Source organism: Sphingorhabdus rigui (genome assembly GCF_014196595.1).
GTDB classification, from domain to species: Bacteria; Pseudomonadota; Alphaproteobacteria; order Sphingomonadales; family Sphingomonadaceae; genus Sphingorhabdus_B; species Sphingorhabdus_B rigui.
Genome location: NZ_JACIEA010000001.1, coordinates 1255751 through 1268211 on the forward strand (window position 1 = coordinate 1255751; position 12461 = coordinate 1268211).

A 12461-nucleotide genomic window follows, 5' to 3' on the forward strand; every position below is an offset into this window, starting at 1 on the left:
TGGTTATCACGGAGTTAACCGCCGGTTGTTGACGGCGCGTTTCGAAACAGCCAAAAGCTTTAACTGGTCAATTAAACAGGAGCCTGCCGGTGTTTTTCTCATTCATGGAAGAGTTGCGGTCCGCCGGTATATCCGCTTCGTTGAAGGAGCATCTGGCGCTGCTCGCCGCTTTGGATGCGGATGTTATCGACCAAAGCCCAGAAGAATTTTATTATTTGGCCCGCGCCACGCTGGTGAAAGACGAAGCGCTTTTGGACCGTTTCGACCAAGTATTTGGCAAGGTTTTCAAAGGTATATTCACCGAATACGGCCAGAACGATGTCGATGTACCCGCCGATTGGTTGAAAGCGATTGCCGAGAAATATCTGTCGCCAGAGGAAATGGCGAAGATCGAAAAAATGGGCAGCTGGGACGAGCTGATGGAGACGCTGAAAAAGCGGCTTGAGGAGCAGGAAAAGCGCCATGAAGGCGGCAACAAATGGGTCGGAACCGGCGGCACATCACCTTATGGCAATTCGGGCTATAATCCCGAAGGCGTCCGCATTGGCGGCGAATCCAAGCACAAGCGTGCTGTAAAGGTGTGGGACAAGCGCGAGTTCCAGAATCTCGACAACACGCGTGAGCTTGGCACCCGCAACATCAAGATCGCGATGCGCCGGCTGCGCCGCTTTGCCCGCGATGGCGCGGTTGAAGAGCTCGATATTGACGGCACAATCAATGGCACAGCACGCAAAGGCTGGTTAGACATTCAAATGCGCCCGGAACGTCGGAATGCGATCAAGGTATTGCTGATGCTCGACGTCGGCGGGTCCATGGATCCGTTTATCAAACTTTGCGAAGAACTCTTCAGTGCAGCCACGAGCGAGTTCAAAAACCTGGAATTTTTCTATTTCCACAACTGCCCATATGAAGGCGTTTGGAAAGACAATAAGCGCCGGTTCAGCGAACGTACCCCGATGTGGGATCTGCTGCACAAATTCCCGCATGATTATAAAGTGGTCATGGTCGGCGATGCGTCGATGAGCCCTTATGAAATCACGCATCCCGGCGGGTCGGTGGAGCATTTCAACGAAGAGTCCGGTGCTGTCTGGATGAACCGGATTACGAACACCTATCCCGCCACGGTCTGGCTTAACCCCGTGCCCGAAAAACAATGGGGCTATTCGCAATCCACGAAAATCATCAAGGAATTGATGAACGACCGGATGTACCCGTTGACGCTGGAAGGTCTTGATGACGCCATGCGCGAGTTAAGCCGGAAGCACGGCCACTAGGGTCCTGACTCTAATATAGCAGATATTGCGCGCGTTTCTGTAGCCAATCCTGTTCATCAGCTGACGTCATTGCGTCCAGTTGATCGGGCGTGCTGTCGGGTGCATCCACCCATTCGCGCAAGGCGGGGCCACCGTTGATCACGTCAATGGCGAGCTTGCCGAATTCATATTCATACGGGAAGTCGCGCCACAGATCATATTCGGGATAAAGCCGCCGGATGGCCTTAAATGCCAATGCCTGAATCCGCCACGGTTGGAACGCGTCATGGTCATATGATGGACCTTCTGCGTGGATGTGCACACCATGACACAGTTGATGCACATGCTTGTGGAATGTCGGTTCGAACCAAATTTCCCGAAGCGTGCAGCCAGCCAGCCATTGCGGCGCAAACGCCCGCATTTCGTCCATTACGTCGCGCGCGTTAATGTCAGGTGCACCGAATATCTCCAGCGGACGGGTCGTTCCCCTGCCCTCTGACAAATTTGCCCCTTCAAGCATCACCGTACCCGCATAAGCGCGCGCCATGTTGATGTTGGGTGCATTGGGGCTTGGGTTGATCCATATCCGATCGGCAGGCCAGCCATATCCGGGCGCTGCGTCTGGTTCATAACCCGCCATTTCAATAACGCGATAATCAACGTCAATCTTGTAATGATCGATAAACCAATGCCCGATCTCACCCAAAGTCATCCCATGCCGCATCGGCATCGGGCCCGCGCCAACAAAGCTCTCCCAACCCTTTTGCAGCGTCAGCCCTTCTACGGGACGACCCGCAGGGTTCGGGCGATCCAATACCCAAACCGATTTGCCATGCGCGGCAGATGCCTCAAGCACATACAGCAGCGTCGTAATAAAGGTATAAATCCGGCAACCGAGATCCTGCATATCGATCAGGATGACGTCAAAAGTCTCCATCGACTGGCTGGTAGGGCGCCGCACTTCGCCATAGAGGCTGAATATCGGGATCCCGAGCACAGGGTCGGTGAAGTCGGGTGACTCCATCATATTGTCTTGCTTGTCACCCCGAAGGCCATGTTGGGGGCCAAAGGCAGCGGTGACATTGATATCGTCCAGCGCAGCCAGTGCATCCAATGCATGCGTCAGATCTGCTGTCACCGACGCTGGATGGGCCAGTAACGCGACACGTTTACCCGCCAATGGCTTGCGAAGTTCTGGCTCCGTCAGGAGGCGATCAATTCCAAATTTCATGCCGCGGTTCGTGCCTCCAGTTGCAGGGCAAAGCAATCCTTATGATGAAAATCCGCTTTCCCGGGTGGGTGCGCGAGTGCCCAATAAGCGGTACGTCCGTCCTTGTCTGCAATGACGGCACTGAACCCCGCCACCAAATCCACCGTTCGCAAAGATTCGGGCAGCGCTACTGTGACCGTCATTTCGAATATGCCCTCCCCCGCCGTGCACTTTATCTGCGGTGGCGCACAGGCCAGCTCCGTCATGCCTTCCCGGTATCCGGTAAAGGCATAGGCCGCCCATTGCCCCGACGGCGCGAAGTTGAATTCGGCATAGCGGCCTTCATCGGTGCGGCCGCAAAACAATTCAAAACATGTGTCTTTCCAAAGTCCGTCCGTGCGTTCCGGTTGCGTAGCTTCCGGGAAGCGTATCTCCTCGATCAGCCCGTGCAGCGTGTATTTTATCTGCAAACGACCGTCTTCGGCGCGATCAATGTGCACTGCTATAGCCCCCACAAAGCCGCTTTCGCTCAGCGGATGACATTGCAGCACCGTTTCCGTCATCGAAATATTGGCCAATGTCGAAACTCCATGCTAGGCGCTGACGCGCTATGACTGCTTATAAATCTGATCTTCTTCGCCAGCTTGATGCACGCGGCTACATCCACCAAACAACCGACGCGGCGGCGCTTGATGCGCTTGCGTCCAAAGAGATTGTTCCGGGATATATCGGCTTCGATGCGACTGCGCCATCGCTTCATGTCGGAAATCTGGTGTCCATCATGTTGCTGCGCCGATTGCAGCAGGCCGGACATAAGCCCGTCGTGGTCATGGGCGGCGGCACGACGCGTATTGGTGATCCGACGGGCAAAGACGAAGTCCGTAAGATGCTGACCGATGAAACCATCGAAGCCAACATATCGTCTATACGCACGGCGTTTGAGCAGTTTTTAACCTTTGGCGATGGCCCGACCGATGCCGTTATGGTCAACAACCATGACTGGCTGGGTCAGCTTGGATATATCGGACTGCTGCAAGAGGTTGGCACCCATTTCACCGTCAACCGGATGCTGACATTTGATTCGGTCAAGCTGCGGCTTGAGCGCGAACAGCCCATGACCTTCCTCGAATTCAACTATATGATCTTGCAAGGATATGACTTCCGTCATCTCAGCAAGACGATGGGCGTCCGTTTGCAAATGGGCGGATCGGACCAATGGGGCAATATCATAAACGGCATGGAATTGGCGCGCCGGATGGACGGTGCGGAGGTGTTCGGTCTGACAACGCCGCTTATTACCAAAGCCGATGGATCGAAAATGGGCAAGTCCGTCTCTGGCGCGGTCTGGCTCAATCGCGAACAGCTTCCTGATTATGATTATTGGCAGTTCTGGCGCAATACGGACGACCGCGATGTCGGCAAGTTCCTGCGCCTTTTCACTGATTTGCCGCTCGACGAAATCGAACGCTTGGAGTCGTTGGAAGGTTCCGAAATCAACATCGCCAAGATTGCACTGGCGAACGCGGCGACCGAATTGTGCCGTGGTGCAGAGGCATCTGCGCTTGCCGCTGAAACCGCACGAAAGACCTTTGAAGAAGGAACGTCAGGCGGCGATTTGCCAACGATTGACGTCAGTACAGAGATTTCGGTGATTGACGCGTTGGTGGCGCTAAATTTCGTGGCATCCAAAAAAGAAGCGCGCAGAATGATTCAAGGCGGCGGCGCACGAGTCGCTGATGCTGCTATTACGGACGAAAATGCGATGATTTCAGCGCAATCAGAGCCTGTGAAAATTTCCGCAGGTAAAAAAAAGCACGGCCTCATTCGCTTCGGATAAATGCGTCGGTAAATTTACGGAGCGTGACTTTACCAAATCTTTGGAACTTGGCGGTACGGTGATTGTCCAACATCAATTACCGCACGAGGCCGAAAACATGGCACATGCCCTTACGAACTCTGATCTGGATCTCCGCATCGCGGCCCGCCACCGCGCAAACCACACCGTCATAGCCGAGAGTAAATTGCGCGGGGACACGCAAATTCACATTATTAATGTCTCGGCACATGGCTTCATGATTGACGATAACCCCGGCTTCGAACGTGGCGACCGCGTCGAGCTTCGGTTGCCCGTCATTGGCAGAATCGAGGCACTGGTTATCTGGACGTCTGACAACCGCGCCGGTTTTCAGTTTGAACGCGTGTTACGTTTGCCCAATTTTCTTGGGCTGCTTGAAATTATCTCGCCAAAGCTGCGCTAACCGCCGCGAAGCGTCGCCACACCTGCATCTCGTTCAAACAGATAGAGAGCCACACGGGCAGCCTGCCCCCGCGGGCCATCAAGCCCGCCGTCGCGTTCCAACAAAAGCCGCGCATCGTCGGCTGCAACGCCGATGAGTTCACGCACTTGCTCTGGCGTGGCAACGCGAAACGGGCTGTCGCCCGATTGACGTGTTCCCAGCATTTCGCCGGCACCGCGCAGCTTAAGATCTTCCTCAGCGATACGAAAGCCGTCATTGGTTTCGCGCATAAGCGCAAGACGCGCACGCGCAGTCTCACCAATTTGCGTCGTACGGACCAGAATACAGACAGATTTCTCTGACCCGCGACCGACGCGACCGCGCAGCTGATGCAATTGCGCAAGGCCAAAGCGATCCGCGGCCTCTATCACCATCAGGCTGGCATTGGGCACATCCACGCCGACTTCGATGACGGTCGTCGCCACAAGCAACCGGGTTTCACCCGCAACGAAGCGTTCCATTACCGCGTCTTTTTCCGCACCCCGCATACGCCCGTGCACCAACGCAACCTGCGGTCCAAAGCGCAAGCGGAGCATTTCTGCGCGCTGCTCGGCGGCGGCAAGGTCGCTCTTGTCGCTTTCTTCAACCAACGGACAAACCCAAAACGCCTGTTTTCCGGCGGCGAGATGGCGCGCAACGCCGTCAATCAATTCAGCAAGCCTATCCTGCGACATGACGCGTGTTTCCACAGGCGTACGACCGGGCGGAAGTTCATCAAGGATCGAGCTGTCCATTTCGCCATAAGCCGCAAGCGCAAGGCTGCGCGGGATAGGCGTTGCCGTCATCACCAGCAGATGCGGAACACCCCTGCCCTTGCGCGATAGCATGAGCCGCTGGGAAACGCCGAAACGATGCTGCTCGTCGATAACGGCCACGGCGAGCGACTTGTAGGTCACGGCCTCTTGGAAAATCGCATGCGTGCCAACGAGGATGTGGATCGAACCGTCAGCCAGCCCCATCAACGTTGCTTCGCGCAGGCTGCCTTTCTCGCGGCCCGTTAGGATGGCAATATTCACGGGCATCCCCGCCAACAGCTTTTGAAGACCGGCATAATGCTGGCGCGCCAGAATTTCGGTTGGCGCCAACATCGCCGCCTGCATCCCCGACTCCACCGCACGCAGCAATGCCATGAGCGCAACCATCGTCTTGCCCGCGCCGACATCGCCCTGAAGCAAGCGCAACATGGGCCGTGATTGCGCCAAGTCCCCCTCAATTTCGGCAATAGCGCGCTGCTGCGCACCCGTGAGGGCAAATGGCAGCTTCAACAGCGAGATTAACGAGCCATCACCCGCCACGGGCACAGCAGTACGTTTGTCCATCGCCGCGCGGATAAGCCGCATAGCGAGCTGATTGCTGAACAGTTCATCATAGGCCAGCCTGTCCCGCACGGACTGGTCGTCCCTGCGGTGCACAGTTCCCATGGCAGCCGCCCAGTTGGGCCAGTTCCGGCCAGCGACCAAAGTTGGCTCAATCCATTCGGGCAGGTCCGGCACATCCTGCAATGCGGCCCCCGCAAGTTGGCCCATGCGTTTGTTGGTCAGTCCATCCGATAGCGGATAAATCGGCTCCGCAAGGCCAGGTGACGTATCGCTGTCGACGGGGACGACATGATCAGGGTGCACCATTTGCAATTCGTCGCCATAGCGTTCGAGCTTGCCCGAAATGATCCGTTTCTCACCAACGGGCAGTTGCTTGCGCGCCCATCCACCATTTCGGCCGAAAAAAGTGAGCGTCAGATAGTTTCCAGCGACATCCGCAACGAATATCCGCAACGGTGCGCGGGCGTTGTTGCTGTTGCGGTGGTCCATGACTGTAACGGTGACAATGATGTTGCTGCCGACATCGGCGACATCCAGCACGGAAACCGCTTTGCGATAGGTCCAGTTGGCCGGAAAATGATACAGCACATCCTTCACCCGCTCGAGCCCAAGGCGCTCGAGAGGCTTTGCCAGACCAGGGCCGACGCCCTTCATGGCGCGAACTTCTGCAAATAACGGATTGAGTATATCGGGACGCATGACTAGGGCCGCTTATAACCCGATAATCATTTCACGCCACCAGCATAAAGGATGCGTTACATGGACGCTGCCCCCTATCGTCGCAAACTGCATTATCGTGCACATCACCGTGGCACGCGCGAAGCGGACGCCATGGTCGGCGGCTTTTTCGACCAATGTTCGGCCAACTGGGGCGAAGCCGAATATGAATGGTTCGAACGTTTGATTGAAGAGGAAGATGTCGACATCATGGCGTGGGCACTCGGCACTGCGCCGCCCGATCCTGCCTTTGCAGGGCCATTGATGGAGCAACTGATGCAGCTGAATTTCATCACGCTGCCTGAGGGGCTTAGCACCCAAACATCATGATTGATTTGCAGCGGATCACAACCAGTCGCAACGCGCTGACGCTCGCGTCGGTGCCGCAGGGTTTTGCGCCGCTTCTGCTTGCCGACCTGACACGCGCGGCCAAAGCACGCACGCTGTACATCGCGCCTGATGAGGCGGCGATGCGGGCAATTGCCGACGCCGTGCCGTTTTTTGCGCCTGAACTTGAAATATTGATTCTGCCGGGATGGGATTGCCTGCCCTATGATCGCGCATCGCCCTCGGTTGCGGTCACGTCGCAGCGCATGTCGACATTGCAAGCGCTTCAGCAGCCTGCAAAAAAGAAGCAGCTGGTGGTCACTACCATCGGTGCAGTCATCCAAAAATATGTCACGCCCTTCCGCATTCGCCAGACGGGCGAACGCTTGGCCGCTGGCCGCGAAATCAGCCGCGAACGGCTTGCATCATTGCTGCAGTCCAACGGCTATTTCCGCGTAGATACCGTTGCCGACGCAGGCGAATTCGCGATCCGCGGAAGCATCGTCGACCTATTTCCCGCCGGAAGCGAAGTCGGCCTTCGCCTCGATTTCTTCGGTGACGAAATCGAAAGCATCCGCCGTTTCAATCCGTCGGATCAGCGCAGCATCGACCAAGTCGAACATTTCGATATCTTGCCCGCGGTTGAAGCCCTCATGGACGAAGACGCGATTAAGCGTTTTCGTGTTGGCTATCGCGAACGCTTTGGCGTGACCGCAACGGGCGACCCGCTCTACCAGGCCGTCTCGGAAGGCCGCAGGCTTTCGGGCATGGACCATTGGCTGCCATTGTTTGAAGAGCGCATGGCGACGATCTTTGACCATGTCGGGGACGACGCGCTTGTCATTCGTGACAGTGGCACGATTGCCGCGGGCCAATCGCGGCTGGACTCCATTACCGATTATCACGAAAACCGCGTGAAGGCGCAGGCGGCCGAACCCGGCAGCTATCGCCCCTTGCCGCCCGAGATGCTCTATTTAAGTGGCGGCGAACTCGACCAGCTTTTCGACGATAATGCCGCGCACCTCATCACGCCATTCGCGCAGCCCGATTCCGCGAGCGTCATTGATTTCGGCATCACCGCAGCGCGCGATTTCGCACCGGAACGCACGCAGAAAGCCAATGTCTACGAAGCCGTCGCCGCGCATCTAAAATCGTTGCACAGCAAAAAGACCAAAACCATCATCGCGAGCTATTCCAATGGCGCACGCGAGCGGTTGAAGGGTTTGCTGGCCGATCATGGCGCGCCGTCCATCGTCGATGCGGACAGTTGGCAGCGAGCATTGGGCGTGGCCGCCGGGCGGACGGCAATGGTTGTGTTGCCACTGGACCATGGATTTTCAACGCCGGACATAGCCGTCTTAAGCGAACAGGACATGCTGGGCGACCGGCTCGTGCGCCGGCAAAAGCGCCGTAAATCCGCCGATGCCTTCATGGCCGAACTTGCCGCGCTGACCCCCGGCGATCTCGTGGTGCATCAGGACCATGGTATTGGCCGTTATGAAGGCCTGATTTCGATACCCGTGGGCAACAGTCCCCATGATTGCGTTGCCCTGACTTATTCCGGCGGAGACAAGCTGTATGTCCCCGTTGAGAATATCGACGTTCTGTCACGTTATGGCTCCGACAGCGAGCATGTGTCGCTCGACAAGCTGGGTGGTGAGGCATGGCAGCGGCGCAAGTCGAAGCTGAAAGAACGCATCCGCGCAATCGCGGGTGATTTGCTCAAAACCGCTGCAGAACGCGCGCTTCGTCCGGGTTCCATCATTGAAGTCGATGGTCCCGCTTATGCCGGCTTTGTCGACCGTTTCCCGTATGAAGAAACCGAAGATCAGTTGCGCGTAATTGAAGAAGTGCTTCAGGATTTGTCCGCAGGCAAACCCATGGACCGGCTCGTGTGCGGCGATGTCGGCTTTGGAAAAACCGAAGTCGCCATGCGCGCGGCATTTGCAGCGGCGATGGCGGGTCTTCAGGTCGCGGTGATTGCGCCGACGACGTTGCTGGCGCGGCAGCATTATTCGAACTTTGCCGAACGTTTCCGCGGCCTGCCGTTAAAGCTCGGCCGGCTTTCACGGCTCGTACCGACCGCCGAAGCCACACAAACGCGTGAAGCGCTGGCGGATGGCACTTTGGATATCGTGATTGGGACACATGCCGTTCTTGCAAAGTCGCTTGCGTTCAAACGGCTTGGCCTCGTCATCGTGGACGAAGAACAACGGTTCGGCGTCAATCATAAGGAGCAATTGAAAGCGCTGAAGACCGACGTGCATATGCTGACGCTGACGGCGACACCGATCCCGCGCACGCTGCAAATGGCGATGTCGGGCTTGCGCGAGCTGTCCGTCATCCAGACGCCCCCTGTCGACCGTCTAGCGGTGCGTACCTATGTTATGCCTTGGGACCCCGTGGTGCTGCGCGAAGCATTGCTGCGCGAACATTATCGCGGAGGGCAAAGCTTCTTTGTCGTGCCGCGCATAACCGATCTTACCGAGATCGAAGAATATCTGCGCACTGAAGTACCTGAAGTTAAATATGTCACCGCGCACGGGCAAATGTCACCGACGCAGGTCGAAGAACGCATGAGCGCATTCTATGAAAAACGCTACGACGTCCTGCTGTCGACGACGATTGTCGAAAGCGGACTGGACATACCGAGCGCCAACACCTTGATCATTCACCGCGCCGACCGCTTTGGCCTTGCCCAATTATATCAGCTGCGCGGTCGCGTCGGGCGTTCGAAAACCCGTGCTTATGCCTATCTGACGCATGAGCCGAATCGCGTACTGACCGAAACGGCCGAAAAGCGTCTGAAGGTGCTTGGTGATCTCGATAGCCTTGGCGCCGGGTTCCAGCTTGCGAGCCACGATCTCGACATTCGCGGTGCGGGCAACTTGGTTGGCGATGAACAGTCCGGCCATATCAAAGAGGTCGGCTTTGAATTGTACCAATCGATGCTGGAAGAGGCGATCTTGGAAGCGCGCGCTGGCGCACATGGGCTCGCGAAACCGCGTGGCAGCTTCTCGCCGCAAATCACCATCGATGCGCCAATCCTCATTCCCGAAGATTATGTACCCGATCTGTCGGTCCGCATGGCGCTCTATCGCCGTTTGAACGATCTCGAGGAAGGTCAGGACATCGAAGGATTCGCCGCGGAAATGACCGATCGCTTCGGCCCGATACCGGAACCAACGCAGAACCTGCTGAAGCTTATCCAGATCAAGCAAAACGCGCTCGTTGCGCAGGTCGCAAAAATAGAGGTCGGTGCCCGTGGTACGTTGGTCAGTTTCCATCAGGATACACCGCCTAATGTCCCAGGATTGCTCGCCTATGTCGACAAATTGGGCGAGACCGCAAAGCTGCGTCCCGACAGCAAGCTGGTTATCAACCGCATATGGGGCGACCCGGCAGCGCGGCTCAACGGCTGTTTGCAGCTGTCGCGCGGCCTTGCAAACCTTGCCCGCCGGCATGGTTCCCCTTCACGCCCATAGCAGCGAAAAACTTTCCGAACCCTTTCGGCAAATTAATTCAGCTTGGTAGCGCAAGCATTTCCGCTTACATCGCAAAAATGATCGACGGATTTGGACGCAGTATCGACTATTTACGGATATCGGTGACCGACCGTTGCAATTTCCGTTGCACATATTGCATGCCCGAAATGCAGAGCTTTTTGCCGCATCCCGATTTGCTAAGCTATGATGAAATCGCAGCTTTGGTCGCTCGGTTTATAGACCATGGCATTCGCAAAATTCGCCTAACGGGTGGCGAACCGCTGGTTCGCCGTGACATTGCCGTTCTGATCAACGCCCTTGGGCAGCATGTGAAAAGCGGCGCGCTTGAAGAGTTGACGATGACGACCAACGGCAGCCGGTTGGAACAATTCGCGCCCATTCTTGCCAGCGCTGGCATGAAACGTATCAATGTAAGCTTGGATACGCTCGACCCGGATCAGTTTAAGACGATCAGCCGGGGGGGAGACCTCGACACGGTATTGAAGGGCATTCACGCGGCCAAAGCCCATGGCCTCGCCGTCAAAATCAACATGGTTGCCCTAAAGGGCGAAAATGAAGACGCGCTCATGCCCATGGTGGCGTTTTGCGCGGAGCAGGGCTTTGATCTTACACTGATTGAAACAATGCCGCTTGGAACGGGCGTATCGGAACGCGAGGCGCAATATATCTCGCTCGACGCATTCACCGCCCCCATCCGCCAACAATATGACCTGCATCCGCTGGCGCATAAAAGCGCTGGACCTGCCCGTTATTGGCGCGTCGATCCATTGGGTCTGCGCCTGGGCCTTATCACGCCAATGAGCCAGAATTTTTGCGACCAATGCAACCGCATCCGCCTTACTACCGATGGCAAAATCTATATGTGCCTTGGGTCAGAACTGCACGTCGATTTGCGCAAAGCATTGCGCGAAGGCGTGCCTTCCGACGTCGACCATTTGCTTCAGACGGCTTTGCGGCTTAAACCCCAACGCCATGAATTTGAAAACCAATTCGCACAGCCTGACTTGAGGTTGACGCGACATATGAATGCTACAGGCGGATGACCCAATATACGCAACTTGCGATAATATCGTCGGCGACGCCGCAGGCGCGTGAAGCCGAAGCACAACTTCGCGAAGTCCATGACTTTGTCTCGCTGGATAATGCCGACGCCGTAATCGTCCTGGGCGGCGATGGCCACATGCTGCAGGTTTTGCATCAATTGTTGGAAAGCCGCCGTGACATTCCTGCTTACGGCATGAACTTGGGCACAATCGGCTTCCTGATGAACAGCTGGGATCTGCAAGACCTCCACAGTCGGCTGCAGCGCGCAAAGTCCTTCTCGGTTCGTCCCCTGACGGCAGATATTACAACCGTCAGCGGTCAGAAGTTCACATTACCCGCGATCAACGAAGTGTCGTTGCTGCGTGAAACCCGGCAAGCGGCCAAGCTCGAGATTTCTGTCAACGGCCGGGCGGTGATCCCGGAACTTATCAGTGACGGCATATTGGTATCCACGCCCGCTGGTTCGACCGCCTATAACCTTTCTGCAAACGGCCCCATCTTGCCGCTCGATTCGTCGTTGCTGGCACTGACGCCCATCAGCCCCTTTCGGCCCCGCCGTTGGAAAGGTGCCATTCTTCCAGACCGCTATGTCATCAAAATCAACATTTTGGAGGCCAGCAAGCGCCCCGTCAGCGCGGTTGCCGACCAGCGCGAGATCCGCGATATTGCGCAAGTAGAAGTGGCGTTAGACCGCAATCGATCACTCACGCTTTTGTTCGATCCCGAACATGCACTGGATGATCGCATTGCAATGGAACAATTTATTGTCTGAACTGGCAATGGGCGCT

The 12461-nt window shown here is 56.4% G+C and carries 10 protein-coding genes; 7 read left to right on the plus strand and 3 right to left on the minus strand.

Translation table 11 applies throughout. From position 1 onward, the window contains the following. Window positions 1–104: 104 nt before the first annotated feature. Window positions 105–1274, plus strand: coding sequence for a vWA domain-containing protein (locus tag GGR91_RS05715; protein WP_221204260.1), 1170 nt, complete (start codon window positions 105–107; stop codon window positions 1272–1274). 10 nt (window positions 1275–1284) lie between these two features. Here GGR91_RS05715 and GGR91_RS05720 read toward each other — a convergent pair whose 3' ends face one another. Together GGR91_RS05720 and GGR91_RS05725 are read right to left on the minus strand one after the other, a co-directional pair. Continuing rightward, complete coding sequence (locus GGR91_RS05720; protein WP_183940900.1) at window positions 1285–2484, minus strand: exo-beta-N-acetylmuramidase NamZ family protein; 1200 nt, start codon at window positions 2482–2484, stop codon at window positions 1285–1287. Further along, window positions 2481–3041, minus strand: coding sequence for a DOMON-like domain-containing protein (locus tag GGR91_RS05725; RefSeq protein ID WP_183940902.1), 561 nt, complete (start codon window positions 3039–3041; stop codon window positions 2481–2483). The genes GGR91_RS05720 and GGR91_RS05725 overlap by 4 nt, the downstream gene beginning before the upstream one ends. A gap of 32 nt (window positions 3042–3073) precedes the next feature. Between GGR91_RS05725 and tyrS the strand changes: the two genes are divergently transcribed. Both tyrS and GGR91_RS05735 read left to right on the plus strand, forming a co-directional pair. Further along, entirely contained in the window at window positions 3074–4300 is a 1227-nt protein-coding gene (gene tyrS, locus GGR91_RS05730; protein ID WP_183940904.1) for a tyrosine--tRNA ligase, read from the plus strand. Between the two features lie 97 nt (window positions 4301–4397). After that, window positions 4398–4721, plus strand: a complete 324-nt coding sequence (locus GGR91_RS05735) for a PilZ domain-containing protein (RefSeq protein WP_183940906.1) — start codon at window positions 4398–4400, stop codon at window positions 4719–4721. On the opposite strand, the gene recG is transcribed toward GGR91_RS05735, so the two are convergent. After that, complete coding sequence (recG, locus tag GGR91_RS05740) at window positions 4718–6778, minus strand: ATP-dependent DNA helicase RecG (protein ID WP_183940907.1); 2061 nt, start codon at window positions 6776–6778, stop codon at window positions 4718–4720. The two genes, GGR91_RS05735 and recG, sit on opposite strands and share 4 nt — an antisense overlap. 60 nt (window positions 6779–6838) lie before the next feature. On the opposite strand from recG, the gene GGR91_RS05745 reads away from it, so the two are divergent. The 4 genes from GGR91_RS05745 (at window position 6839) to GGR91_RS05760 (ending at window position 12445) form a co-directional block, all read left to right on the plus strand. Next, entirely contained in the window at window positions 6839–7126 is a 288-nt protein-coding gene (locus tag GGR91_RS05745) for an FAD assembly factor SdhE (RefSeq protein WP_183940909.1), read from the plus strand. Beyond that, window positions 7123–10608, plus strand: a complete 3486-nt coding sequence (gene mfd, locus GGR91_RS05750) for a transcription-repair coupling factor (protein ID WP_183940911.1) — start codon at window positions 7123–7125, stop codon at window positions 10606–10608. Before GGR91_RS05745 ends, mfd begins: the two co-directional genes overlap by 4 nt. Before the next feature lie 77 nt (window positions 10609–10685). Further along, window positions 10686–11672 carry a GTP 3',8-cyclase MoaA gene (gene moaA / locus GGR91_RS05755; RefSeq protein ID WP_183940913.1) on the plus strand — a complete coding sequence of 329 codons (987 nt, stop codon included), beginning with the start codon at window positions 10686–10688 and terminating at the stop codon, window positions 11670–11672. Beyond that, window positions 11669–12445 (plus strand): NAD kinase, encoded by a 777-nt coding sequence (locus tag GGR91_RS05760; RefSeq protein ID WP_183940915.1) that lies wholly within the window; start codon window positions 11669–11671, stop codon window positions 12443–12445. The genes moaA and GGR91_RS05760 overlap by 4 nt, the downstream gene beginning before the upstream one ends. Window positions 12446–12461 lie beyond the last annotated feature (16 nt).

What these genes read in the sequence shown, in the direction of transcription:
- GGR91_RS05715 (WP_221204260.1), top strand. Translation starts at nt 105, where the DNA reads ATGGAAGAGTTGCGGTCCGCCGGTATATCCGCTTCGTTGAAGGAGCAT.
- GGR91_RS05720 (WP_183940900.1), bottom strand. Translation starts at nt 2,484, where the DNA reads ATGAAATTTGGAATTGATCGCCTCCTGACGGAGCCAGAACTTCGCAAG.
- tyrS (WP_183940904.1), top strand. Translation starts at nt 3,074, where the DNA reads ATGACTGCTTATAAATCTGATCTTCTTCGCCAGCTTGATGCACGCGGC.
- GGR91_RS05735 (WP_183940906.1), top strand. Translation starts at nt 4,398, where the DNA reads ATGGCACATGCCCTTACGAACTCTGATCTGGATCTCCGCATCGCGGCC.
- recG (WP_183940907.1), bottom strand. Translation starts at nt 6,778, where the DNA reads ATGCGTCCCGATATACTCAATCCGTTATTTGCAGAAGTTCGCGCCATG.
- GGR91_RS05745 (WP_183940909.1), top strand. Translation starts at nt 6,839, where the DNA reads ATGGACGCTGCCCCCTATCGTCGCAAACTGCATTATCGTGCACATCAC.
- mfd (WP_183940911.1), top strand. Translation starts at nt 7,123, where the DNA reads ATGATTGATTTGCAGCGGATCACAACCAGTCGCAACGCGCTGACGCTC.
- moaA (WP_183940913.1), top strand. Translation starts at nt 10,686, where the DNA reads ATGATCGACGGATTTGGACGCAGTATCGACTATTTACGGATATCGGTG.
- GGR91_RS05760 (WP_183940915.1), top strand. Translation starts at nt 11,669, where the DNA reads ATGACCCAATATACGCAACTTGCGATAATATCGTCGGCGACGCCGCAG.